This is a genomic window from Kluyvera chengduensis, from assembly GCF_044197065.1.
GTDB classification, from domain to species: Bacteria; Pseudomonadota; Gammaproteobacteria; order Enterobacterales; family Enterobacteriaceae; genus Kluyvera; species Kluyvera ascorbata_C.
Window position 1 is genome coordinate 18,887 of record NZ_JBIQOI010000003.1, and the last position, 23,984, is coordinate 42,870.

A 23,984-nucleotide genomic window follows, 5' to 3' on the forward strand; every position below is an offset into this window, starting at 1 on the left:
CGGGGCGTGATTTTAGAAAGCGTAGGTCATGCTGACCGAGACGTTACGCGGCTCGCCGTAGACCGCGGAATCATCCAGATACGAGTAGTATTCACGGTCAAACAGGTTGTTGACGTTTGCCTGTACCGCCAGCTGTTTGGTGACCTGATACTGCGCGAACAGGCTCACCAGCGGGTAGCTGCTCTGGTAGAGGCGCTGAGTTTCGCCGTCCGGCCCGGTCACGTCTTGATAGACCCGGTTTTGCCAGGTCGCACCGCCGCCGACGGTCAGCTCAGGCATCACCGGCACGCGGTAGCGGGTGAACAGTTTGAGCTGCGTCTGCGGCGCAAAGCTGTTGTAGCGACCATCGCTATCGGTGGCAACGTAGCGCGTGGCGCTGAAGGTCAGTTGCAGGTTGTCAGTGACTGCACCGTTAACCTCAAATTCCGCCCCTTTGCTCACCGCGCCGCTGGTCGAACGATACGCTTGTTCACTGGAGCCGTTGACGAACTCACCACTCACCGCTTCTGGCGCGTTATCCTGCTCAATACGGAACACCGCGAAGTTGGTGGTTAAACGCCCGTCCGCCCAGTCAGCCTTGAGACCCGTTTCATAGTTCTTGCCGGTCACCGGCGACAGCCATGACCCATCGGCGGAACGTTTGGTCTGCGGCGCGAAAATCGAAGTATAGCTGGCATAAGCCGACAGACTTTCGGTCAGATCATAGACCAGCCCGCCGTACGGCGTGATGTTGTATTTACGCATATCACCGCTGCTGCCGTCAGTGCTGTACTGGGTATAGCGCGCGCCGATAATCAGCGATAGCGGGTCGGCAATCGACAGACGAGCCGCCGTATAGGCGGATTTCTGCCGCACAATGTCGTCAGCATTTTGATACCAGTCGCCCCACTCCGGCTGCGCCACGCTGCCGTTCCAGTTGTTATCAAAGATGCCAATCTGGCTGGCATCCATCGGCCCATCCTGGCTGAAGGTGGCATTGTGCTGACGGCTGTAGCTCGCGCCGGCCATCAACTGATGCTGACGTCCCAATAGCTTGAATGGCCCGTTGGCGTAGGTATCGAAGGAGTCGACGGTACGCTTGCCTTTATCTTTACTGCCCCACCCGGTGGCACCATCGCCGGTATCGGCATCGGGGTTGCCCATCACGTACAGCAGCGTGTCGTTGAAGGTCTGCTCGCCGTGGGTACCGTTGAAGCGATATGACCAGCCGTTATCCCATTCGTGAGTCAGGTCGACAAACACCTTGCGAGACTCAACCTGATAGCGCGTCCAGTCTGCCGCCGTGTTGGTGCTGCGGTCGTAGTGCGTGCGCGAGCCGTTACTGTAAAGACTCGGCAGCCCGCCCCAGGTAGGATTGCCGGTGTTCGATTTCTGGTAGTCCCACCCCAGCGACACGGTGGTACTGTCGGTAAGATCCGCATCCACCACGCCGTAGAAGAATTTCTTGGTTTTATGATATCGGTCGAGCCAGCTGTCCTGATCCTGATAGCCGGTGACGATGCGGCCACGCAGGCTGCCGTCAGCGTTCAGCGGCGTAGAGAGGTCGGCGACATAGCGCTGCTTATTCCAGCTGCCGTAGCTGGCGCTGATATTACCGGTTGCCACCTTGCTGTCCGCCCGCTTGCGCACCATGTTCACCGTCGCGCCCGGGTCGCCCGCGCCGGTCATCAGCCCGTTAGCGCCGCGCACCACCTCAATACGGTCATAGATAGCGGTATCTTCCGCCGCATCGCCATAGTTCCAGGCATCGCCCAGCGAGGTAGGAATGTCGTCGTAGGAGAAATTGGTGATTTCAAAACCGCGCGAGTAGTAATAGCTGCGCTCAGAGTCAATCTGCTGCGATGAGACGCCGGTCGCGTTGGTCAGAACCTCATCTACCGTTTGCAGGTCCTGGTCCTGCATACGCTGGCGAGTGACGACGCTGACGGACTGCGGAATATCGCGCGGCGCCAGATTCATCTTGGTGCCCGCGTGCGTGGTTTTTACCGCGTAGTCTTGTTGCGCATCGGTCGTACTTTCTCCGCTACCGTAGACCACCATCTCCTGACTGGTTTCTGCGGCCTGAGCCTGGTGAACGAAGCCGTGGATCGCTAGCGCAAGAAGCGAAACGGTGAGCGGTTTCCCGCTGATTTCCCTGCCGTTAAAAAACATATTGGGTCCCATCAGATCTTGTTGTTGTGAGTTGGCCGTTCCGCTCGCAGCGCCAGGATATGACGCGCTTTTCCATAAGCTTTTGAGCTGCATAAAAAAGCGATAATGACCACAAATGAGAACGCCAATGATAATCACTCGCTTTAAATGACGCAGTTTGTTTTGTCAGTTAAATGTAAGCAAATGTATACATATTTATTATCAAAGCGTTGTTCTCATTTTCCACATCACCTGCACTAAATTTGCCGGGGTGTGGGCGCGCTACCACCGAAAAATGGGATCGGCGAATTTGCGCATTTGTGATAAATAATTATGATTCTCATTCTTATTAAAATATCCCGTCACCGCACCGCCTCTGCCGGGAACCGCTTATCCAATGATGGAGTTTCGAATGGTATCGTTATTCAGCCCGCGCAAAACGGCGCTCTGCGCCGCACTCGTCGCCGCTTTTACCCTCCACTCGCTGCCTGCCCTTGCCGAAAATGCGCAGCCTGCCGAGAGCGCCGCGGCGCTGAAGACCGCTGCTGGCGTCACGCAAAACGCGCTGGGCGATGGTCTGTATGAAATGGCCCTGTTCTCCGGCGAGAAATCACTGTTTGTCGCCAGCGCACAAAGCTTTAAAGATGTGAACGGCGGCGTGATTTATCGCGTGGACCCGACTTCGCTTGCCGTCACCGGTATCACCCATACCGATCTGAAAAACTTTGGCATGGCGGTGGATAGCGACGGCAAAACGTTCTACGTCACCAACTCGCTGGACGGCGGGGTATCAAAAGTGGACGCGAAAAGCGGCAAGGTGTTGCAGCGTTTGATGCTCGACGGCAAAGACAAGGACGGTGACCCAGCGGGCGCACGTGAAGTGCTGTTCCACGAGGGTCTGCTGTTTATCGGCCGCGTCGCCGAGCCGGGCTATATCTCGGTGGTCGATGCTAAAACCATGACCGTGAAGGCGCGTATTGATAACGCAGGAAAATGGGTTACCGGCATCATCTACTCACCGGTGACCAAACGCATCTATGCGACCAACGGCGGCGGCGAAGTGCTGGTCATCAACCCACAAAGCTACAAAATTGAGCAGCGCTGGACGCCGGGCGACGGCAAAGAATATCTGCTGCTGAACATGGCGGAAGACCCAAAAACCGGCCGTCTGTTTGTCACCGATGACTCTAAGGCCAAGACCACGCTGGTCTTTGATGAACACACCGGCAAAGTGATTAAACGCATTGACGGCGATGCGCTGGGCATTAAGTTTGACGCGAAGCGCAATGAGATCTTCATCAGCCAGCGCGAGTCGAAAAAAGTCCTGCGTCTTGATGCCACCAGCTACGCTGTGAAGCAGAGCTGGGACTTCAGCACGCGCCCGAACAGCCTGCTGCTGTCTGATGATGGCAACACGTTATACGTGACGCTGAAGCAGGACTTCAACAAAGATAACTCCACCAAAGGGCCGGATAGCGTCGCGCGTATTACGCTGAACTAACCTGTCAGAGTGGCACATCCGGCACGGTGCAACATCGCGCCGGATGGTGCTTCGCTTATCCGCCCTACCTTATTTACGCTTTAGAAACATGTATTTATTTTTAACCTGGCTATCACGGCGAAGATAATAACCAGCAAATATAATCATCATTGATTATATTTATAACCAGTAAGAGGCATTCAACAACTACTTTATTATTTACGCTTATTGCCACGTTCTTCATATCGGAAGTATGTTATTTTGTAAGTGCGGTTAATTAAACAATTCGCCCCGCGAAATTAAACAATCCGGTATATACAGGGCAATTACCCCTCCGTATAATTTCGCGCTGTCATATATTAAGGTTAAGTTATGCTCAAGCACGTTCAGGATATGGCGCTTTTTGCGCTACTGGTTGAAAACGGTTCATTTACAAAAACCGCCGCTGAACTGGGTATGACAAAATCTCGTATCAGCCAGAGAATTAGCGCGCTTGAGGAGTATCTTAACCTCAGATTACTGAATCGTACGACGCGCAAAATATCGCTGACGGCGGACGGAGAGCGCTACCTCGCCTACTGCCATGAGATAGTGGACGCCAGCGTTCGCGGAGACAAAACGGTACAGGCGCTGCACAGTAAGACTGGTGGAAAGCTGAAAATCATCGCCCCACCGGGTTTTATGGCGAGTATTCTTCCCGCGGTACACCATCAGTTTTTGCAGACGCATTCGGATATTGAGCTTGAGCTGTTAACCGCCGACTCCTTTTATGGCTCGGTAGGCAGTGAGTTTGATGTAGCCTACCGCATCGGTAAACCCTCAGATGATACCTGCATTGGTCGCTTTCTTGGGACGTTTAACCGTTTTGTCGTCTGCACGCCAGGGTACCAGTCACAGCATGATATCCAGCACCCCGACGCGCTGAAGACCTGCGAGTTGATAACCCATCGCACCTGGAAAAGTATTACGCTCTTCCAGCGCGATGAGTCCTATGAATTGACGATGCCGCTGCGCCATACCAGCGACAATCTGACCTATATCCTGCAGCAAACGCTACAGGGAACCGGCGTCGCGATTCTGCCCGAATATATCGTTAAACCCTATCTGCAAAGTGGCCAGCTCACGGCGTTACTACCGCCATGGGAAGTACAGAAAATAGATCTCTGGATGATTTATCAAAGCAAAACGCATAACCCTGCGGTACTTCGTGACTATATCAATTTTGTGACCCAGTACGACGTTATCCCTAATGCCATGTAATGTCGCGTCGCCGCATTACATATCCCTAAACCACCAATATCGATAAGTAAATAAGATGACCACTCGCGCTATTTCTGCGGAAGAAAAATCGCTTCTGATTTTCAATCAGAAAAATAAAATGGATAAATACTGGAATCTCTATTCCATGGAACTGATCACCCAAATCACCACAACGGGTCGTTTGTACCATCACTATATTCAACCAAGTGAAAAAGGCCGTCTCTGCGTGTGCGTATTCGATGGGGTCTACATCAATATTATTCGTTCACGTATTTTTGGTGAAATAGAGATCCACTTCGCAGTGGAATCCGCCGAGCTTGGTCGTATTGAGCTACCGTCCGCCTGCATCGACATGCAGGGTAATCTGGACCGCCATATTCCCCTTAATGACAAAACCCGCGTGTTTGCCCATTACCTGGATCGCCTGCAGATGGTTTACGACTCAATCTTAGCGTTGTCTCCAGAGAAGGCGTAAACCATGATAGTCAGGCCGCAGCAAACCTGGTTGCGTAAGTTATTCTCATGGCGCGGGTCGATCATGAGAAAAATTTCCCCCCAGCTCTGTTTCTTTATCATGCTAAATATTGCGTATTTGTATTTGCTGCCGCTTATACATCTGCACGGTATCATTGCCAAAGAGAGCTCGTTTTATTTTATCGGCGTGTCGATTTCAATCTCGGTCTTTATCGGGTTTCGCAACAACACGGCGTGGCTGCGCTACTGGGAGGCGCGCAAACTGTGGGGGGACCTGCTCATCGCAAGCCGGTCGCTCATGCGGGAAGTGATCAACACCACCAAGGCCAGCCCGGAAGAGAAAATGGTGATACTGGATCTGATTGTCACCTACTGCGCAACGTTAAAAGCCAAGCTGCGTCATGGGCCAGTCCCGGTTTCACGCGCGCTGGACTACCAGCACCTCACGACGCCCTGCAACGCCCTGCTGCAAAATATCGGGCAGTGGCTTTATCAGCATCGGCCGAACGAGTTTGTGTACCGTAATTTCAATGATTATTTGAACCAGATGAGCACCATTCAGGGGGGCTGCGAGCGTATCAGCAATACGCCCATTCCCTATGCCTATTCGTTGCTGCTTCACCGGACGGTCGGTATTTTTTGCGCCGTCTATCCGCTACTGCTGATTCATGATTTTGGCTTTATGACGCTGCTGTTTTCTATTTTCACCACCTATGCGCTGCTGGCGCTAGACGCTATCGCCACCGAGCTCGAGGACCCCTTCGGTACCGAGGATAACGACCTGCCGCTCAATGCCATTTGCAACGCCATTGAGATAGACCTGAGGGAAATGGTGAAAGACAGCCTGGTACCGGCAAAACTGACGCCTGACGCGAACTTCCGGCTGATTTGACTGTTCTCTCTCCTGACGGGGAGAGAACGACACAGCATCTGTCTTCAGCGGATGACATCGTAGACCGACTTCTGAATCGCCAACCATTTTTTGCTATCGGCATCCCCCGTCGCTTTACTGCGCCGCTGGGCGTTATCCACAGCCAGACGCTGACGCGCCACCACCGCAGGCGTGGTACAGAAAGACTGAAGGTAAGATTTACGAATCGCGGTAAGCTGCGCACCCTGCGAAAGCTCGTGCGTCAGCGTGTTGATAAACCGCCGACAGGGCTTCGGCTCATCCATCTGCAAATGGTAGCGCAGCAACAGATTCAACACGTCCTCATGCTGGGCCGCCATCGCGGCATCCGTCCACGCCAGCTGCCAGGTCATACCGGCGCGTAAAAACAGCGTGGTCACTTCAGTATCATTACGGTCAATGGCTGAGCGCAGCGCATTGCGATCCCACAGGATCCCACGACGAGCCAACATCTCACGAGGCGATGCCGGCGAAGGGCTTTCGGCTTCGGTAACGACAACCGGCTGCGGAGGTTCAACGTAGGGCCGCGGCTCTGGCGATGATGTCAGCAGACTGATACCGCCAAGCGCCATCCCTAACACCGATACCGCAACCGCTCCCCACAGTACCGCTGCGGCAATCCGCTCGCGGGTGTCAGCGCGTTCACGTGCTTTATGCGAAAGACGCTCAATGCTGTCGGCAATCGGTTTTCCATCAACGCCCCAGGCATGGGCATAGTCCCGCGCAAGCGTCCAGTAGCGCTGAACTTCACTGCCGTCCGCCGCCATCAGGCTGGCAGGGTTAACCCGCGTGCGCCCCTGCTCGTAGGCGTGTTGGACCGGGGTGGTGATTTGCTCGGTATAGAGATCTAACAGCTGGCACTCTATTTCCGTCAACGGATGGTGTGCCAGCATCGTATTGCGCATCCGGCGCACATCCTCGAGGAAGGTATGCAGAGTCAGACGCTGCTCAGCGAGAAAAGTCAGCGAGGCAGAATGGTTAAATAGCGAAGAGTAGTAACGGGTGAACGCCTTTTTATCCACAATCAACAGCGCCAGCTCGCTAAACGTCATGCCATCAAGGACGTTTTCCGTCGGGCTACGCGAACGCCAGCGCATCACATCGTGCGAACCAAACTGAACGCTCAGATACTGGTGGAGATGGGGAATATCCGGCCAGACCTGCATCACCAGCCCGCGCAGCATGAGTTGAATGGTGCGAATCTGCCGTTCGGCCTGTTCCTGCAACTGCTCGGCATCGCCAGCATAGCCGGTATTAAACATCAGCAACGGTTGCTGCTGCTTGATTTGCTCCAGCGTCACCACAAACCGCTCGGCGGCAATCAGCTGATTTTCCGTTGCCGTGATGCCATGCTCATAGGAGGGGATCCCCTGCTGGAGATGCCTCAGCTGGAGCATAAATTCACTCAACTGGCTGTCGTTGATATTAAGCCGCTTGGCCACGGCGCCCCAGCCGCCGAGGTTAAGTCGCGCTTGATCAAGCTGCTCCAGAAACCAACGAGGATCTTTACCTTCCGTCACGCGCAGCTTTAGCAGCGTGAGGATTTCTAACGAAGCCTGACGTATCACGCTCAGGCAATGCTCATACTGCTGGCCAACCTGTCGCGATAACGTCGACATCTTCCCATTCCTTAATCAACAGCAAGGTTTTTCGCCTTAGGATTAATAGGTTACTTATTTGTTATTTTTGTCGTTACACCATAGATCAATTCAGGCAAATTAACAGTCCCGGCCCACCCTCCAGAATGTGAAATTATGATCGCGCTCACCACAGAACGTTTAGCCTGTACACCAATCGTCGAAGGCGACTGGTCTTTTTTCTTATCGCTACAGCAGAATCCACAGGTCATGCGCTATGTGGCTGATAACCGACACGAAGAGGATATCAGGGCCGCTTTTGACACCCGCCTTGCCCCCTGGTCACCCGGCGCGGAGCACTGGCTATGCCTGGTAGTGCGCGATAGCCAGCAAACGCCGCTGGGCGTGACCGGCTATATCCACCGTGACAGCGACAGTGCGGAAGTGGGTTTTTTATTTGCCCCCGAGGCACAGGGGAAAGGTTATGGCAGCGAGTCGCTTCGCGCGGTATGTGACTACGCCTTTCAACACGGCGGTATACGCCGCCTGACGGCAACGGTCACCGCGGGCAATATCGCCTCACGGCGTACGCTTGAAAAAATGGGATTTGTGCTTGAAGGCGAGCTAAGAGAAAGCTACTTCCTGGCAGGAGAGTGGCAAAATGACTGGCTTTTCGGCCTATTGAGTCATGAATATAATCATTCTCAGGCATCTGGCTAATAGCGGCGTCAGAACGACTCTTTTACACTCCTCATCCTGTTAAATGAGGGGCAAAAATGTTAAATACCGCTACACCGAGCCTGTCAGGCTTAGAGTTTATTAAGCGTTATCAAGGGTTGTCGCTGGAACAATACCAGGATGAAGAGGGTCTGTGGGTGATAGGCTACGGGCATCTGATACGCGGCCATGAGCGCTTCGAGACCGCAATAACCCTCTACCAAGCCGAAATGCTCTTTCAGCAAGATGTCGCAGAATACCAGCATCTGCTCCATCAATGTTTACAGGTGCCAGTCAGCCAACGCCAGTTTGATGCCCTGCTGTCGCTGGCGTTCAGTCTTGGGCCCGAGGCGTTACAACAATCCCCTATCTTGCATAGCATTAATCAAGGTCAGTTCGCTCACGCCGTTGCTGGCTGGCAACGGGAAGGAAAACGGCGGAGCAGCCTGGCGGCAGAGCGCCAGGCTGAAGCCGAACTATTCCAGGCAGATATTGCCTGAAGCTTTCCGATTATTCAGCAGCATGGCCGCCTGCGTGCGGTTTTTAACGCCAAGCCGGCGGTACAACGACTCCAGGTGCGCCTTCACCGTTCCGGCGCTAATATCCAGCGCCCGGCTGATCTCTTTATTCGATTCACCGTTTGCCAACAGCAATAATATTTCACGCTGACGCTGGCTGAGATTATCCAAACCCTGCTTATCATGCTCATAATCCATACGCCAGTCGCCCGGCAGGCAAATAAGCCCTCGCATCACGCTTTTGATGGTATGCACAAATATTTCAACGCTGGCATCTCGTGGAATAATAGCCTGTACGTTATAGGCCATCATATCATTCAGCCAGGTGCGGTTATAATCATTCACAATAATGATACCTTTTGACTCCGGGAACTGCTGATGTTTTTCCTGCAATAGCCATTGGCAGAAATCGTGATCCAGACCGCCATCCAGAATCAGTATCGCATCTGGGTGCTGTAACAGCTGCCGCCACAGGTCATCGGCCTGACTAACAGCAGAAATATCAATTCCTGGAATATGTTCCTGTAGGCTTATTTTCATTCCATGAATAAATATTGACTGCCTGTCAAACATCACTACCTGCATAATGGATTCCCCATAAAAATGTAAAACGGATTCTAATGGCGTGAAGAGTAATCCCCACGACATGAAATAAGAACCCGTCGTTTGGCCTGGGTCATTTTACGTAGATATCTGGCAATCTAAACATCACAATTATGAATGTTTACAACCCTCTCAATGCGATTACGCATTCAAATAAGTTATCACATTTTAATTAAGAAAAGGATGATATGGCTGTCGATAAGATAATATTAATTGAGCGAAATATAGATTATTCGCGGGAGAATAGGAAGCGCGAGTCCTGAATAGGACATTATTTAGCACGATGTGCAATAACGCCTTTGCGGACCAAAGGCGTTATCCGGTGGCTTACAGGAACATACCGCCCGAGACCTCAATACGCTGCGCGGTCATCCAGCGCAAGTTGTCACTGAGCAGTGCGGCAATCGCATCGCCAATGTCATCCGGCAGGCCTACACGGCCCAGCGCAGTCTGCGAAGCGACATACTTGTTCAGGTCGTCATTATCACGAACGCGCCCGCCGCCGAAATCCGTTTCAATCGCCCCTGGCGCAATGCTGTTAACCGAAATACCGCGCGCGCCCAGCTCTTTGGCCTGATAGCGGGTCAGCACTTCCATCGCCCCTTTCATTGAAGCGTAAGCGGCGTAACCCGGCAGGGCAAAACGCGCCAGCCCGGTCGAGACGTTCAGAATACGCCCCCCTTCAGCCATCAGCGGCAGCAGCCCCTGGGTCAGGAAGAATGGCCCCTTGAAGTGGATATTCATCAGCTCATCAAATAACGCCTCTGACGTCTCGGCAAAGGAGGCGTAGAGCCCAATTCCGGCATTGTTCACTAAATAATCAAACGTCTCGCGACCCCAGACCTGGTTCAGTGCCTCTTTCACCTGTTGGGTGAAAGTAACAAAGCTCGCAACATCGCTGACGTTCAGCTGCAATGCCACTGCTTTTGCCCCTTTTTGCTCAATTTCGGCCACAACGTCCAGTGCGGCATCACGCTGACTATTGTAGGTGAAGATAATATCCGTTCCCTGCGCGGCAAGTTTCAGCACCGCATTTTTGCCGAGTCCGCGGCTACCGCCGGTTACTAACGCAATAGGTTGAGTCATGGGAAACCTCATTTCAGTGGGTGTGTTCGTTGAGAACAAGCTTATTAGGTGATAAAAGAACAATAAATATCCCTGATTACGCTTCACTGTCTCATCTGGAACAACAATAGGGCATTCTGATGGATAAAATTCACGCAATGCAACTGTTCATCCGCGTCGCTGAACTGGAGAGTTTTTCGCGCGCGGCGGATACCCTGGGCCTTCCTAAAGGTAGCGTATCGCGACAAATTCAGGCGCTGGAAAACCATCTGGGCTGCCGCCTGCTACATCGCACCACCCGGCGGGTGCTGCTGACTCAGGATGGTATGGTCTATTACGAGCGGGCGAAGGATCTGCTCAGCAACCTCGACGAGCTGGACAGCATGTTTCAGAGCGACCCCAGCAGCGTCAGCGGGCGGCTGCGCGTGGACATGCCGGTCAGCGTAGCGCGCAAAATCGTGATCCCAAAACTGCCCGCTTTTTTGCAGCACTATCCCGGTATTGAGATCGAACTCAGCAGCAGCGATCGCCTGGTGGACGTTATTCGGGAAGGCTTCGACTGCGTGGTGCGCGTGGGTTCGCTGAAAGATTCTGGGTTGATTGCCCGCCCGCTCGGCAAGCTGACCGTCATCAACTGCGCCAGCCCAGGCTATTTGTCGCGCTTTGGCTACCCGGAGTCGCTGGACGACCTCAGCAACCACGCGTTGGTCCACTACGCCACCAATCTCGGCGTACGGCCGCAGGGGTTTGAAGTGGCCAAAGAGAACGGCACCCAATGGGTCAAAACCGGCGGAGTGCTGACAGTAAACAGCACCGAAACTTACCACGCCGCCTGTCTGGCAGGGCTGGGGATTATTCAGGTGCCACGGGTGGGCGTGCGCGAGGCGCTGCATAGCGGCGAGCTGGTTGAAATTCTCCCGCAGTACCGAGCAGAACCGATGCCGGTGTCGCTGATTTATCCGCACCGCCGAAATCTTTCGCGACGGGTGCACCTGTTTATGGAGTGGTTAACCGGGGTGTTGCAGGGATATGTGGATTGAGCCATCCGGCCTACAAAACGGCGGTAATCCGTTGTAGGCCTGATAAGCGTAGCGCCATCAGGTGTTCCGGACGAGATGCAACGCACCGACTCCGGGGAACCTTCTATACTTAAGTAAAAGCAATTAAAAGGAAAATTAACCTGATGACGTCGGAAAACAACGATAAACGTCTACAGCAAAAGGCTAGCAAGGCGCTGGATAGCGTCACCACCACGGCGCAGAAGATTCAGCGCCAGCCGATTATCGCCCACCTGATTCGCGCCGCCGAGCGCTTCAACGATCGGCTGGGAAATCAGTTCGGCGCGGCGATTACCTATTTTTCATTCTTGTCGATGATCCCCATTCTGATGGTGTCATTCGCCGCCGCCGGGTTTATTCTTGCCTCGCACCCGACGCTGCTGCAGGACATCTTCAATAAGATCCTGGCCAACGTCAGCGACCCCACGCTCGCCGCCACGCTCAAAAGCACCATCAACACCGCCGTCCAACAGCGTACCACCGTTGGCCTTGTCGGTTTGTGTATCGCGCTCTACTCCGGGATAAACTGGATGGGCAACCTGCGCGAGGCTATTCGCGCCCAGTCGCGTGACGTCTGGGAGCGTACGCCGCTGGACCAGGAAGCCATCTGGATTAAGTACCTGCGTGACTTCGTATCGTTGATTGGCCTGCTGATTGCGCTGATTGTCACTCTCTCGATTACGTCGGTGGCAGGTTCCGCACAGCAATTGATTATCTCGGCGCTGTATCTCGACAGCATTGAGTGGCTGAAGCCCGCCTGGCGATTGATTGGCCTGGCAATTTCAATTTTCGCCAACTACCTGCTGTTCTTCTGGATTTTCTGGCGCTTACCTCGCCATCGCCCGCGTAAAAAAGCGTTAATTCGCGGCACCTTTATCGCGGCCATCGGTTTTGAGGTGATCAAAATCATCATGACCTGGACGTTGCCGACGCTGGTGAAATCCCCTTCCGGCGCCGCATTTGGCTCGGTGCTTGGCCTGATGGCATTCTTCTACTTCTTCGCCCGCCTTACGCTGTTCTGCGCCGCGTGGATTGCCACGGCGGAGTACAAAGATGACCCGAGAATGCCAGGAAAAACCCACCGCTAAACGCCATGTTGGGCTGAAAATTTCAGCCCAACCCAACGAATTAGCATATAAATCCAGCCTGTAACTTTTATTTAACCAAAAACCAGTTTTATCATCTAATCTAAAAAAAATGTGAAGCATTTCATGTTTGATAATTTACTGGTATAGAAATTATCCACTTTTTGCCGCTCTTTGCGCCATTTTACAATCCTGTTACAGATTGAAATGTCGCTTTTGCTATGTCTAATATGGCCTTTCGTTCGCTATACATATTAGAAAAGACTATGACCAGCACAACACTCGATACCGAACAAGCTTCCGCTCCGGTTAACTCGCGTAACAAAGTCGTCGTGGCCTCACTCATTGGCACCGCCATTGAGTTCTTCGACTTCTATATTTACGCTACCGCCGCGGTCATCGTGTTCCCGCACATCTTCTTCCCACAGGGCGATCCGACAGCGGCCACGCTGCAATCGCTGGCAACGTTCGCTATCGCCTTCGTCGCTCGTCCTATCGGTTCCGCGCTCTTCGGCCACTTCGGTGATCGCGTCGGGCGCAAGGTCACGCTGGTCGCTTCGCTGCTGACCATGGGGATCTCCACCGTGGTTATCGGCCTGCTGCCAAGCTATGCCTCCATCGGCATTATGGCACCGGTCCTGCTGGCGCTGGCGCGCTTTGGTCAGGGTCTGGGTCTGGGCGGTGAATGGGGCGGCGCAGCGCTGCTGGCGACGGAAAACGCCCCGCCGCGCAAACGTGCGCTGTACGGCTCTTTCCCACAGCTGGGCGCACCGATTGGCTTCTTCTTTGCGAACGGCACCTTCCTGCTGCTCTCCTGGCTGCTGACCGACGAGCAGTTCATGACCTGGGGCTGGCGCGTACCGTTTATCTTCTCTGCGGTGCTGGTCATCATCGGCCTGTACGTGCGCGTCTCGTTGCACGAAACGCCGGTATTCGCCAAAGTCGCTGCCGCGAAGAAACAGGTGAAAGTGCCCATGGGCACCCTGCTGAGCAAACACGTCCGCGTGACGGTGCTCGGCACCTTCATCATGCTGGCGACCTATACGCTGTTCTACATCATGACCGTCTACTCGATGACCTACAGCACCGCAGCCGCGCCGAATGGCCTGGGGCTGCCGCGTAACGAAGTGCTGTGGATGTTAATGCTGGCGGTGATTGGGTTTGGCGTGATGGTGCCGATTGCTGGCCTGCTGGCGGACCGTTTCGGTCGTCGCCCAAGCATGATTGTGATCACCAGCCTGATTATTATCTTCGCGCTGTTCTTCTTCCAACCGCTGCTGGGTTCCGGTAATCCGGCGCTGATCATGCTGTATCTGCTGGTTGGCTTGAGCCTGATGGGTCTGACCTTTGGCCCAATGGGCGCACTGCTGCCGGAACTGTTCCCGACGGAAGTGCGTTATACCGGCGCGTCGTTCTCCTACAACGTGTCATCAATTCTGGGCGCGTCCGTTGCACCGTATATCGCGGCGTGGTTGCAGAGTAGCTATGGGTTGTTCTACGTGGGTGTCTATCTGGCAGCCATGGCAGCACTGACGCTGATTGCGTTGCTGCTGACCCACGAAACCAAACATCACTCGTTATAAAAGCATAATGACAAGTAGGCCGGATAAGGTATTTACACCGCTATCCGGCCTACCGTTCCCTCCCGCTAACCCCTCATTATTTCTTCATCTGGGACAAGATGTTCCGGCACTGATTAGCATCGCCTTCTGAAGGCGAAATCAACGCTAGCAGCGCCGCAGCGGGCGTTACCAGCGTCGCGAGAGCGGCCGCCACCGCACCACGCGCAATCAGCGGCCCGACTTTAACCCCCGCCTGCGGGTTTTTGAACGACCCCTTTACGTAAAGCGGCGAACGCAGGGTAATAACACGCAGCCCCTTACTCTCCGGGTCGATGGTCAAATCAAGCTGCTCAGAAGCCATGCTGGCGGTACCGGTCACGTTGATCACCGCGTTCTCCGTGTCGAAGGCGAAAATTTGCGGCCGCGCCACGCCGTTAACCAAATCCAGATTTGCGGCCGCGCAGTTCACCCGCACCTCATCATCGCCGAAGATTTGCCCAACGATAAAATTACCGACGTTAAGCCCAAGGATCTCCATCAAATTACGGCTGACCAGCCCGTCATTCATCAGCAGCTTAAGATTACCGTTGCTGGTACCCAGCAGCGCCGCCACCGAGTTGCCCACCCCGCGAATATCCGCGTCACCGTTCATTTCGCCGAGGGTCTTTTGCATCAGCTCAACGTTGGGCATCAGCGCTTTGAGTTTCAGCCTGCGCGCCTGAATATCCGCTCGTCCCTGCATCGGTTTTTTATCGCCTTCCAGGTGAATGTTTGACGAGATAGTCCCTCCCGCCAGGCCAAATTTCAGCGGTTGCAGACGCAGGTCGGCATTTTTGAGGATGATATGGGTGGAGAGATTGCTGATTGGCAGCGTACTGCCGTGCTCGATTTTTCCGCCCTTAAACCGCACATCGGCATCCATCACGCCCCATTTATCGGTTTCAAAGCGGTCATAAGGCAATACTTTACCCGCAGGCTGAATGTCCTTTTTCACCTCTTTCGATTTCGTGCCTTTACCCGAATCGACACCAATAAGCGGCCCCAGGTCAGCGAAGCGTAGCTGGCGCGACTCGACATCGCCTTCCAGCTTAGGTCGCGGTTTGCCCGTGGTATAGGTTAGCGATCCGTGAATATCGCTGTCGCCAATGCGGCCATTGAAATCGCGATAATCAAAGACCGAGGATTTCTGCGCATCGATTTTCGCCACCAGATGCCCATCGGTTTCAAACGGCGGGGTGTCCGGCAACAATACGCCGGTCAGCGCGTACAGCGCCCCCAGAGAATCACCGGCAAACTTCAACCGCAAATCGACGCCGCCCATTTTCATGGGATCGTTAACCGTCCCGGTGAAAGCGACCCGCGTATTCCCGGAGCGGAAATCCGCCTGTACCGGGAACGGCGTACCCCCGCTGCGCAGAGCCAGCATGCCGCCAATTTTACCGGTTCCGGTTAGCGGCTGGCCGTTGTATCGCCCCTTCGCCGTCAGGCCGAAAACATAATCGCCAGCTTTGGCGTTATCCCCTTTGGCTTTGCTACCGGTGACTTCGCTTAACGGCAACGGCTTACCCAGCGGATCGACCAGGATCTCGACATCAGCCTTGCTGATCTTGTCATCAATCGCAATTCGACCACGATCGAAGAGAATATTGTCGAGGCGGAAAGACCATGAGGAGGGCTGCGCATTGGCCTCTTTCTCGTCGCTGCTGGCGAGGTTAAAGGTCCAGTTATTCGTTTTCTCCGACAGGCGGATAAGGCGCGCATCGGGCTGCTGAAGCTTGATCCACGGCAGATAGACCGTTTTCGTGAGCAGCACCAGCGGCGCCAGCGTGGCCTCAACGCGCGGTAGGTGGACCATCGTCACTTCAGGAATATCCGGCGGGTTGCCGAGAATAATATCGTCGGCATGAACGTGCGGCCAGGGTACCCAACTCCGCCAGCCGGTCTCCTCTTTTTGACGCTCCCATACCACGCCCAAATCGCCGCGTATCGCGAACGGTCGGTTCAGCTCGGCTGAGACCTTTTGGTTGATGGTTGGCTTAAGACGGTTCCAGTCGAATGTAGCAATAAAGATGGCGATGGCTACAATCAACAGCACAATAATCCCTGCTGTCCAGGATATCGCCCTGGCTGTTTTTGACATTGTTATCCCCTTTCCTGATGACCTTGCCTATAAAACTATAGTCCAGGCATAGGGATGCGGGCAGTTCACAATATCGTTAACACATTTTCGAGGGTATCCATCGGCACCGGTCGGGAAAGAAAATAGCCCTGCGCGGCGGCGGCAGGTGAGTTTTGGATTTCGCGCCACTCCTCCAGCGTTTCGACGCCCTCCACAATGACCCCTTTACAATAGCGGTTCATCAGCTCAATCAGCAGGATAAACAGTTTGCGGCCTTCAGGGGTTTTGCGCAGCATAATGAACAGGTCGCGGGCGACTTTGATGTAGTCGTAGCGTACTTCGTTCAGCGCCGAGAAGTTGGCCATGCCGGTGCCGAAATCATCCAGCCATAGCGGGCCAAACTCACACAGCGAGGCCACCGTAGAATCTTGCGGCAGGGCCATGTGCTCCACCAGTTCGAAGCGCAGCCAGGGAAGCGTTTCAATCATCGTTTTCAGGATACGGTCCTGGCGCATTTCCAGCAGCGTCAGCGCATCAACGTTCACCGATGCCAGCACCTTATTCTGCTCAAAGAAAGGCTTTCTTTTTGCCAGCATCGTCACCTGTTCTTTGATGACATGAATGCGCTGACCAATAGAAACCGCAGCGAAGTAACGATCCGGAGCAATACGCTTTTGTGGTTGAGAGGGATGGGTCACTATCGTTAACACTTCAATCGCCATCAAGCGGCCCTGAATAGTGTAGATAGGCTGGTAGGTATAGACACGCTCACACTCTTGCCAGTATCGCAGCTGCTTTAGGCTTTCCAGCTCCGCATCAGGTACTCTCGCCCGCTGGTTCACCTGCTTTAACGTCATTTAAGCTTCCTGTGAAGAGAGGGTCAGAGGGTCTAGTGATAAAGTTATCGGCGGGGTAAGTGAGAACTTTATGTTCAGTTTTAGCCATTTTATTTCCGCTAAAATGAAGAAATCAGTCGTAACACGCGCTAGCTCAAAAAAAATAATGGAACGTTGTTTTAATATAGTTGACCAACGATTAGCCACAGCGCACACTACGAAAAATTTACCGAATCAGGTTGATGATTATGTCCAAAAAAATTGCCGTGATTGGCGAATGCATGATTGAGCTGTCCGAGAAGGGCGCACAAGTTAACCGCGGCTTTGGCGGCGACACCTTAAACACATCCGTCTATATTGCTCGCCAGGTTTCTCCTGCTGAACTCAGCGTCAATTACGTCACCGCGCTCGGCACCGACACCTTCAGCCAGCAGATGATGGATGCCTGGCAGGCAGAGAACGTCAAAACCGACCTGATTCAGCGCATGAGCGACCGTATGCCTGGCCTGTACTACATCGAAACCGATGACACCGGCGAGCGTACGTTCTACTACTGGCGTAACGAAGCCGCGGCGAAGTTCTGGCTGGAGAGCGAGCAGTCTGCCGCCATCTGCGAACAGTTGGCGGGCTTTGACTACCTCTACCTGAGCGGTATCAGCCTGGCGATTCTCAGCCCGGCAAGCCGTGAGAAGCTGATTGCGCTGCTGAAACAGTGCCGCGCTAACGGCGGTAAGGTCATCTTCGACAATAACTACCGTCCACGCCTGTGGGTCAGTAAAGAAGAGACTCAGCAGGTCTACCAACAAATGTTGCAGTGCACCGATATTGCCTTCCTGACCCTGGACGATGAAGACGCGCTGTGGGGCGAAAAGCCGGTTGAAGAAGTTATCGCTCGTACTCAGGCCGCTGGCGTCAGCGAAGTGGTCGTGAAACGCGGCGCAGATTCTTGCCTGGTAGCGATTACCGGCGAAGCGCTGGTTGACGTACCGGCGGTTAAGCTGCCAAAAGAGAAAGTGGTGGATACCACCGCGGCAGGCGATTCCTTCAGCGCAGGCTATCTTTCCGTTCGCCTGACCGGCGGCGATGCGGCGGCAGCAGCGAAGCGTGGTCACCAGACGGCGAGCACCGTAATTCAGCACCGCGGGGCGATTATTCCACGCGATGCGATGCCTGCATAAGGTTTCGCGGGTATAAAAAAACCTCTTCCGGTTGGGAGAGGTTTTTTTTCGTCTTTGGGTTACCCCTCACCCCGGCCCTCTCCCCATAGGGGCGAGGGAGAAAACCGGACAGTTCCCTCTCCCCTATGGGGAGAGGGTTAGAGTGAGGGGAACCCGCTACTGCGCTGGCGGAATATCCGTCACATCCTGATGGCTATCTTCCGTCGCCGTCGCCGCTTCCGCCGTCGGTGTCAGCATAATCTTGCCCCACACCTCTTGCAGATCTTTCATGTTGTACTCCGGCTCACCGGTCGGCTGCTGAAGAATTAGCGCCATATCCTGAGACAGCTGCTGGCGCAGATCCTGGTTAAGCATGTCCGGGGTCAGCGATTCGAGGAAGCTCTGACGCAGCTTCTGGTACTGCTCCGGCGCAATATCCACCACCTGGTTTTGCAATGAACGCATACGCTGGCTAATCAGCATGTCGGTATCCATCCGCGCGTAGGTGGCGAACAGTTTTTGCAGCTCCAGCTTCTTCTGCGCAATCAGCGAATCAAACTCATCTTCCGGCAGACCTTTCTCACGAATGGTTGCCAGCTCGCGGGCTACCAGCCCCAGGTTGCTCTCCAGCTTCTCGCCCGGAGATTCCAGGTTAATGCCGCACTGGGCGCGCAGATACAGCACGCGACAGTCAAAGCCCAGGCCAATATCCTTCACGTTAGTACGACTCAGCTTCTGCTGGATATGCCAGAACAGCGCTTCACGCGCCAGGTCGGCACGCCAGTAGCGCTGCAGCGCGGCGGACTCACGAATCGGCTGCCACGGGGTATCCCACATAATGGAGAGACGATCCTGGCGCACCGCATTGGTCATGATGCTCACCGCTTCCGGGTGCAGCGGCGACAGCGTTGGCACCGCGGCAGGTGTTTCACGTTTGCCCTTCAGCTCACCGAAAATCTTGCTGATCTGTTCAATGGTAGAACGGCTATCCACGTTGCCAACGACAATCAGCGTCATGGCATCCGGGGTGTACCATTTTTGATAGAACTCGGCCACATGCTTCGCATCTACCGGCAGCTTCAGCGGCTCTGCCGGGTCGTGACCCAGCATGGTAGAACCCTTCAGGCGATAGCGCCACCAGCCCTCTTTGGTATCCTGCGGCCAGGTTGCCACCATATCCTGCACGCCCAGCGCGTAGTTGACGGTGTCCGGCGTGATGCTCAATTTGCCAATCGAGGTAGCCAGCCAGTTCAACGCCTCTTTTTGCAGGTCGCTGCGGTTGTTTGGCAGGCTCAGGTTAAATCGGGTGTAATCATATGAGACGATCGCGGGCGGCAGCGGGCGTTTTGGATCGATGCTCTGCTGCCACATCGAGCGTGCCTGCATCGTCTGCAAGCCGCCGCTTTGGGTTAGCGCGATACGAGGAATAAGGTGGCTATAGCCCGTTTGCTGGGCGCTTTCATCTAATGAACCAATATCAATCGAGAGCCGGACTTCTACACGGTCACTCGGGCGCTGCGGAGTGGCAAGGACCTGCCACTGAAAGCCATTAGACAACGTACCCTGTTGCCAGGCCGGGTCCGGCTGGAGCGCTTCTGCCTGCACATAGCTGGCTGCTGCCATCATCAGCAAACCACCGGCTAAAAGTCGAATTGTTGTGCCCTGCATGTGAACCCCTGATGAACGTTCCTGGTTATCCCCGCCAGAGTCCGAGCTGCTTGAGCGCGGATCTTTAGGGTATAAAAGACAACCGCCGCGGGCGATTACCTAAAATAATGAAGCAAATACGTCAGTTAGACCACACAATCGCAAAAACGTCACATGGCTAAGTAAAATAAAATACAGGCTATAAGCAGCCAAATAATGACGCCGCCTAATTATGCGCAGGAGCCCGCACTCCAGCAAGGGAGTACGGGCTTAAGTGAGGAGATTAAGAGGATAATTCGTGCGGTTTTTTAGCAGTCGGACGGTTATTGAGCACGTCGTCCAACTGTTGAGCGTCCAGCTGTTTCACTCGTTTTGCCACCACAATGGTCGCCACGCCGTTACCAATCAGGTTGGTTAATGCACGCGCTTCTGACATAAAGCGGTCAATCCCCAGAATCAGCGCCAGACCAGCAACCGGCAGATGACCGACCGCAGAGATGGTTGCCGCCAGCACGATAAACCCACTACCGGTTACCCCCGCGGCCCCTTTCGAGGAGAGCAACAGCACCACCAGCAGCGTCACCTGATGGAAAATATCCATGTGGCTGTTGGTGGCCTGGGCGATAAATACCGCCGCCATCGTCAGGTAAATCGAGGTGCCGTCGAGGTTAAACGAGTAACCGGTCGGGATAACCAACCCCACCACCGACTTCCGACATCCCAGTTTTTCCATCTTATCGAGCATACGCGGCAGCGCCGACTCGGAAGAGGAGGTTCCCAGCACAATCAGCAGCTCTTCGCGGATATAGCGGATGAATTTGAAAATGCTGAAGCCGGTCGCGCGGGCAATCGAGCCCAGCACCACCACCACGAACAGAATACAGGTGATATAGAAGCAGATAATCAGCTGACCAAGCTGCACCAGGGTGCCGACGCCATATTTACCAATGGTGAAGGCCATCGCCCCGAACGCACCAATCGGTGCCAGGCGCATGATCATGTTGATGATACCGAAGATAACCTGCGAGAAGCTTTCAATGACGTTGAAGATAAGCTGGCCTTTGCTGCCCAGGCGGTGCAGCGCGAAGCCAAACATCACCGCAAACAGCAGCACCTGCAGAATGTTGCCGCTGGCAAAGGCACCGATAACGCTGGAAGGAATAATATCCATCAGGAAGGCAATGATGCCCTGGTCTTTGGCCTGCTCGGCGTACATCGCCACCGCCTTGGCATCAAGCGTAGCCGGGTCAACGTTCATGCCCGCGCCAGGCTGAACCACGTTAACGATGACCAGGCCAATAATCAGCGCGATGGTGCTGACCACTTCAAAGTAGAGCAGCGCCACGGCGCCAGTGCGCCCTACCGCTTTCATGCTTTCCATGCCCGCAATACCGGTGACTACCGTACAAAAGATAACCGGCGCAATCACCATTTTAATCAGTTTAACGAAGGCATCGCCAAGCGGTTTCATTTGCGCGCCCAATTCCGGGTAATAGTGACCGAGCAACACACCGATCACTATCGCCGTCAGCACCTGGAAATAGAGGCTTTTGAAGAAAGAGGTTTTCATAGGATGTCCTTAAGCTATAGCCACAGGAAATGTAGGGATTATTTTTACCTGTTGGCACAAAATAACATCCAAGAAACATAATCGAAATATTTGTACGTTAATTTGATACTTAATTGTTAAAAATTTGAGCTGACACGCACAATCGCTAACTCTGATCTCCCGGAAGCAGTGAATTGTCCTTACCCAGATAATCTTGTTCAAAAACGTCGATTGGTACGGCGCGCGCAAACAAAAAGCCCTGCAGGATATCGACATCCGCCGCACGCAGCCACGCATATTGTTCTTTACTTTCAACACCTTCCGCAACCATTTTCAGGTTAAGGCTCCGCCCAAGCTGAATGATAGCCGCCACCATGCTGGTATCTTCCGGCAGACTGTCGATAAAGATTTTGTCAATTTTGAGAATGTCCACGGGGACCGATTTCATATGCTGTAGCTGACGCAGGCCTGCGTAGCCCATGCCGAAATCATCCAACGCAATTCTGACCCCAGCGTTACGCAGCGGACGTAAAATCGCCACCGCGGCTTTCGGGTCGTCGATACGTCGGCTTTCCGTCACTTCCAGAATCAACGTACCCGGCGCGATGCGGTATCGGTTGAGCAGCGCCAGCATGTCAGAAACCATATCGTGATGCAGAAGCTGTAGCGCAGAAATGTTGACTGAAATCGGCAACATAATGCCGTGCGACTGCCAGACGGCAAGCTGGCGGCAGGATTCTTCAAGCACCCAGTGCCCGACCGTCACCATCAGACCACAGGACTCAATGCTATCGATAAGATCGTTGGGCAGCGCCCAGCTTCCGTCCGGCTGGCGCTGACGCAGCAGGACTTCCGCGCTGCACACCTTGCCCGTGGTGGTCGCCACCTGCGGCTGCAGCCAGATAGAGAACTGCTGATTATCGAGCGCGGTCAGAATATCGCTCTCTTCAGTCAGGCGCTTCTGCGCTTTTACCATCTGCTCCGGGTCGAAAAACTCAATCTGGTTTTTCCCTTTACGGCGGGCAGTGAAAGCCGCTGAGAGCGAGCGACGATAGAACTGTTCTGCCGTTAACCCGTCGTTGTACATCGCAATACCCACGCTGGCGCTCGGGCGTAGCTGAATACCCTGCAACGGCAAACGTTCATTAATGATAGTGAGTACTTGCTGACCTAATGTGATCGCATGCCACGGCTCTTTGACGTCGTAGGCCAGAATCACAAAGTCGTAGCCGCTCACCTGCGCCAGCACCATGCGCGGCGAAATCACCTGTTTAATCTTCTCAGCCAGCGTCAGCAGCAGCATTTCTCGCTGCTCTTCTTTCAGTACGCCCGCGGTGTCCTGCAAGGTTTCACAGGCAATGGTCAGCAATGCCACCGGCGTTTTACGCACCAGGCTCTGCTCCAACAGCCCTAACAGGAAAGCCTTATTCGGCAGGTCTGACACCGGGAAACGGGTCGACTGACCGCTCAGTTCGTCATACTGGCGCAGCAGCGCCTGCTGGTTACGGTTGTAGCTTCGCACCAGCGTACCGATTTCATCGTCGTGATGAAGACGCGGTAGCGAGAGCTGATGGCCAATGCGATCGGCCCCCGGCAGGTCGTGAATCTCATAGGCAATGCTGCGCAGCGGCCTGACAATCAGCCGATTGATACACCAGGTCAGCGCCACGGTCAGCATCAAAACGAGCAAAAAGTAAGCGGTCACTATCGTTGCCAGCGCGCTCATCACGAACTTGTACATACGATAAGGGTCGGCCTGGAGCACCAGATAGGCCAGCGGCTGCGGGTTTGCCGGACGCTCCAGCGAATACAGCGGCAGTGAAATCTGTACCGGAAGTTCAAAAATGCGCGTGATGTTAACCGGAACCGGGCGCTCTGGAATAAAGCTCATCCGCAGCGCCTGAAACTGGTTTGGCAGTACCACGTCGGCACGGCTCACGATGCCCGAGGGTTGAATGCGTCCGAGAATGGACTCTGCCTCGGGAATATCGGCTTTAAGGATGGCCGCTGACAGCGGCTGGCGTACCGAGCGGGCGATACTCTCTAATTGCGTCGCGGTGTTATAGCGATCCTGCTGGACAAAGTGGAACAATAAGATGAAGCAAAAGACGAACAAAAACAACATGGTAACAACCGCCACCATGGCCATTTGTTTTATTGTAAGGGAACGGCTAACGCGCAAAAGAGCTCTCCACTGATACGAACGTATTGCTCAGGCATCGAGAATAACGAGGCTG

General features: G+C 54.1%; 19 protein-coding genes. 10 read left to right on the forward strand and 9 right to left on the reverse strand.

Translation table 11 applies throughout. The features are described from left to right. Positions 1–12: 12 nt before the first annotated feature. The gene (fhuE, locus tag ACH1XZ_RS11125) at positions 13–2,151 is read right to left on the reverse strand and encodes a ferric-rhodotorulic acid/ferric-coprogen receptor FhuE (protein ID WP_395595606.1); all 2,139 of its coding nucleotides are present in this window, start codon (positions 2,149–2,151) and stop codon (positions 13–15) included. A 391-nt stretch (positions 2,152–2,542) separates the two neighbouring features. Between fhuE and ACH1XZ_RS11130 the strand changes: the two genes are divergently transcribed. The 4 genes from ACH1XZ_RS11130 (at position 2,543) to ACH1XZ_RS11145 (ending at position 6,236) form a co-directional block, all read left to right on the forward strand. Further along, complete coding sequence (locus ACH1XZ_RS11130) at positions 2,543–3,631, forward strand: YncE family protein (protein WP_395595607.1); 1,089 nt, start codon at positions 2,543–2,545, stop codon at positions 3,629–3,631. A 351-nt stretch (positions 3,632–3,982) separates the two neighbouring features. Further along, entirely contained in the window at positions 3,983–4,870 is an 888-nt protein-coding gene (locus ACH1XZ_RS11135) for a LysR family transcriptional regulator (protein ID WP_395595608.1), read from the forward strand. A gap of 55 nt (positions 4,871–4,925) precedes the next feature. Beyond that, on the forward strand, positions 4,926–5,345 hold the full coding sequence (locus ACH1XZ_RS11140; protein ID WP_395595609.1) for a hypothetical protein: 420 nt from the start codon (positions 4,926–4,928) through the stop codon (positions 5,343–5,345). A gap of 3 nt (positions 5,346–5,348) precedes the next feature. Next, the gene (locus ACH1XZ_RS11145; protein ID WP_395595610.1) at positions 5,349–6,236 is read left to right on the forward strand and encodes a bestrophin family protein; all 888 of its coding nucleotides are present in this window, start codon (positions 5,349–5,351) and stop codon (positions 6,234–6,236) included. Positions 6,237–6,280: 44 nt separating this feature from the next. Here the strand turns inward: ACH1XZ_RS11145 and ACH1XZ_RS11150 are convergent, their stop codons facing one another. Next, positions 6,281–7,873, reverse strand: coding sequence for an STY4199 family HEPN domain-containing protein (locus tag ACH1XZ_RS11150; RefSeq protein WP_395595611.1), 1,593 nt, complete (start codon positions 7,871–7,873; stop codon positions 6,281–6,283). A 135-nt stretch (positions 7,874–8,008) separates the two neighbouring features. Here ACH1XZ_RS11150 and ACH1XZ_RS11155 point away from each other — a divergent pair, with 135 nt between their 5' ends. Both ACH1XZ_RS11155 and ACH1XZ_RS11160 read left to right on the forward strand, forming a co-directional pair. Beyond that, entirely contained in the window at positions 8,009–8,551 is a 543-nt protein-coding gene (locus tag ACH1XZ_RS11155; RefSeq protein WP_395595612.1) for a GNAT family N-acetyltransferase, read from the forward strand. Positions 8,552–8,607: 56 nt separating this feature from the next. Continuing rightward, positions 8,608–9,048 carry a lysozyme gene (locus ACH1XZ_RS11160; protein WP_395595613.1) on the forward strand — a complete coding sequence of 147 codons (441 nt, stop codon included), beginning with the start codon at positions 8,608–8,610 and terminating at the stop codon, positions 9,046–9,048. Here the strand turns inward: ACH1XZ_RS11160 and ACH1XZ_RS11165 are convergent. Then, positions 9,025–9,651, reverse strand: coding sequence for a response regulator transcription factor (locus ACH1XZ_RS11165; protein ID WP_395595614.1), 627 nt, complete (start codon positions 9,649–9,651; stop codon positions 9,025–9,027). The two genes, ACH1XZ_RS11160 and ACH1XZ_RS11165, sit on opposite strands and share 24 nt — an antisense overlap. Positions 9,652–9,996: 345 nt before the next feature. Continuing rightward, positions 9,997–10,755 (reverse strand): SDR family NAD(P)-dependent oxidoreductase, encoded by a 759-nt coding sequence (locus tag ACH1XZ_RS11170; protein WP_395595615.1) that lies wholly within the window; start codon positions 10,753–10,755, stop codon positions 9,997–9,999. A gap of 119 nt (positions 10,756–10,874) precedes the next feature. Here ACH1XZ_RS11170 and ACH1XZ_RS11175 point away from each other — a divergent pair, with 119 nt between their 5' ends. From ACH1XZ_RS11175 to ACH1XZ_RS11185, 3 genes are all read left to right on the forward strand, one after another. Next, positions 10,875–11,774, forward strand: a complete 900-nt coding sequence (locus ACH1XZ_RS11175; protein WP_395595616.1) for a LysR family transcriptional regulator — start codon at positions 10,875–10,877, stop codon at positions 11,772–11,774. A 143-nt stretch (positions 11,775–11,917) separates the two neighbouring features. Continuing rightward, a complete protein-coding gene (yhjD, locus tag ACH1XZ_RS11180; RefSeq protein ID WP_395595617.1) occupies positions 11,918–12,880 on the forward strand; it encodes an inner membrane protein YhjD in 963 nt (320 codons plus the stop codon). A 263-nt stretch (positions 12,881–13,143) separates the two neighbouring features. Next, entirely contained in the window at positions 13,144–14,460 is a 1,317-nt protein-coding gene (locus ACH1XZ_RS11185) for an MFS transporter (RefSeq protein WP_395595618.1), read from the forward strand. A 76-nt stretch (positions 14,461–14,536) separates the two neighbouring features. Here ACH1XZ_RS11185 and ACH1XZ_RS11190 read toward each other — a convergent pair whose 3' ends face one another. Beyond that, positions 14,537–16,579 (reverse strand): AsmA family protein, encoded by a 2,043-nt coding sequence (locus ACH1XZ_RS11190; RefSeq protein ID WP_395595619.1) that lies wholly within the window; start codon positions 16,577–16,579, stop codon positions 14,537–14,539. Between the two features lie 65 nt (positions 16,580–16,644). After that, positions 16,645–17,415 (reverse strand): cyclic-guanylate-specific phosphodiesterase, encoded by a 771-nt coding sequence (gene pdeH, locus ACH1XZ_RS11195; protein WP_395595620.1) that lies wholly within the window; start codon positions 17,413–17,415, stop codon positions 16,645–16,647. Between the two features lie 227 nt (positions 17,416–17,642). Between pdeH and kdgK the strand changes: the two genes are divergently transcribed. Beyond that, positions 17,643–18,572, forward strand: coding sequence for a 2-dehydro-3-deoxygluconokinase (gene kdgK / locus ACH1XZ_RS11200; protein WP_395595621.1), 930 nt, complete (start codon positions 17,643–17,645; stop codon positions 18,570–18,572). A gap of 156 nt (positions 18,573–18,728) precedes the next feature. Here the strand turns inward: kdgK and ACH1XZ_RS11205 are convergent, their stop codons facing one another. The 3 genes from ACH1XZ_RS11205 to hmsP all read right to left on the reverse strand — a co-directional run bounded on the left by ACH1XZ_RS11205 (position 18,729) and on the right by hmsP (position 23,929). Continuing rightward, entirely contained in the window at positions 18,729–20,219 is a 1,491-nt protein-coding gene (locus ACH1XZ_RS11205; protein ID WP_395595622.1) for a M16 family metallopeptidase, read from the reverse strand. Positions 20,220–20,481: 262 nt separating this feature from the next. After that, the gene (locus ACH1XZ_RS11210) at positions 20,482–21,768 is read right to left on the reverse strand and encodes a dicarboxylate/amino acid:cation symporter (RefSeq protein WP_395595623.1); all 1,287 of its coding nucleotides are present in this window, start codon (positions 21,766–21,768) and stop codon (positions 20,482–20,484) included. A gap of 145 nt (positions 21,769–21,913) precedes the next feature. Next, complete coding sequence (gene hmsP / locus ACH1XZ_RS11215) at positions 21,914–23,929, reverse strand: biofilm formation regulator HmsP (RefSeq protein ID WP_395595624.1); 2,016 nt, start codon at positions 23,927–23,929, stop codon at positions 21,914–21,916. Positions 23,930–23,984: the final 55 nt, after the last annotated feature.

Excerpts from the sequence above, each read along its gene's own strand:
- fhuE (WP_395595606.1), bottom strand. The coding sequence starts at position 2,151 with ATGTTTTTTAACGGCAGGGAAATCAGCGGGAAACCGCTCACCGTTTCG.
- ACH1XZ_RS11165 (WP_395595614.1), bottom strand. The coding sequence starts at position 9,651 with ATGCAGGTAGTGATGTTTGACAGGCAGTCAATATTTATTCATGGAATG.
- ACH1XZ_RS11170 (WP_395595615.1), bottom strand. The coding sequence starts at position 10,755 with ATGACTCAACCTATTGCGTTAGTAACCGGCGGTAGCCGCGGACTCGGC.
- ACH1XZ_RS11150 (WP_395595611.1), bottom strand. The coding sequence starts at position 7,873 with ATGTCGACGTTATCGCGACAGGTTGGCCAGCAGTATGAGCATTGCCTG.
- ACH1XZ_RS11205 (WP_395595622.1), bottom strand. The coding sequence starts at position 20,219 with ATGCAGGGCACAACAATTCGACTTTTAGCCGGTGGTTTGCTGATGATG.
- yhjD (WP_395595617.1), top strand. The coding sequence starts at position 11,918 with ATGACGTCGGAAAACAACGATAAACGTCTACAGCAAAAGGCTAGCAAG.
- ACH1XZ_RS11130 (WP_395595607.1), top strand. The coding sequence starts at position 2,543 with ATGGTATCGTTATTCAGCCCGCGCAAAACGGCGCTCTGCGCCGCACTC.
- ACH1XZ_RS11190 (WP_395595619.1), bottom strand. The coding sequence starts at position 16,579 with ATGTCAAAAACAGCCAGGGCGATATCCTGGACAGCAGGGATTATTGTG.
- pdeH (WP_395595620.1), bottom strand. The coding sequence starts at position 17,415 with ATGACGTTAAAGCAGGTGAACCAGCGGGCGAGAGTACCTGATGCGGAG.
- kdgK (WP_395595621.1), top strand. The coding sequence starts at position 17,643 with ATGTCCAAAAAAATTGCCGTGATTGGCGAATGCATGATTGAGCTGTCC.
- ACH1XZ_RS11140 (WP_395595609.1), top strand. The coding sequence starts at position 4,926 with ATGACCACTCGCGCTATTTCTGCGGAAGAAAAATCGCTTCTGATTTTC.
- ACH1XZ_RS11175 (WP_395595616.1), top strand. The coding sequence starts at position 10,875 with ATGGATAAAATTCACGCAATGCAACTGTTCATCCGCGTCGCTGAACTG.
- ACH1XZ_RS11160 (WP_395595613.1), top strand. The coding sequence starts at position 8,608 with ATGTTAAATACCGCTACACCGAGCCTGTCAGGCTTAGAGTTTATTAAG.
- ACH1XZ_RS11135 (WP_395595608.1), top strand. The coding sequence starts at position 3,983 with ATGCTCAAGCACGTTCAGGATATGGCGCTTTTTGCGCTACTGGTTGAA.
- ACH1XZ_RS11210 (WP_395595623.1), bottom strand. The coding sequence starts at position 21,768 with ATGAAAACCTCTTTCTTCAAAAGCCTCTATTTCCAGGTGCTGACGGCG.
- ACH1XZ_RS11185 (WP_395595618.1), top strand. The coding sequence starts at position 13,144 with ATGACCAGCACAACACTCGATACCGAACAAGCTTCCGCTCCGGTTAAC.
- ACH1XZ_RS11155 (WP_395595612.1), top strand. The coding sequence starts at position 8,009 with ATGATCGCGCTCACCACAGAACGTTTAGCCTGTACACCAATCGTCGAA.
- ACH1XZ_RS11145 (WP_395595610.1), top strand. The coding sequence starts at position 5,349 with ATGATAGTCAGGCCGCAGCAAACCTGGTTGCGTAAGTTATTCTCATGG.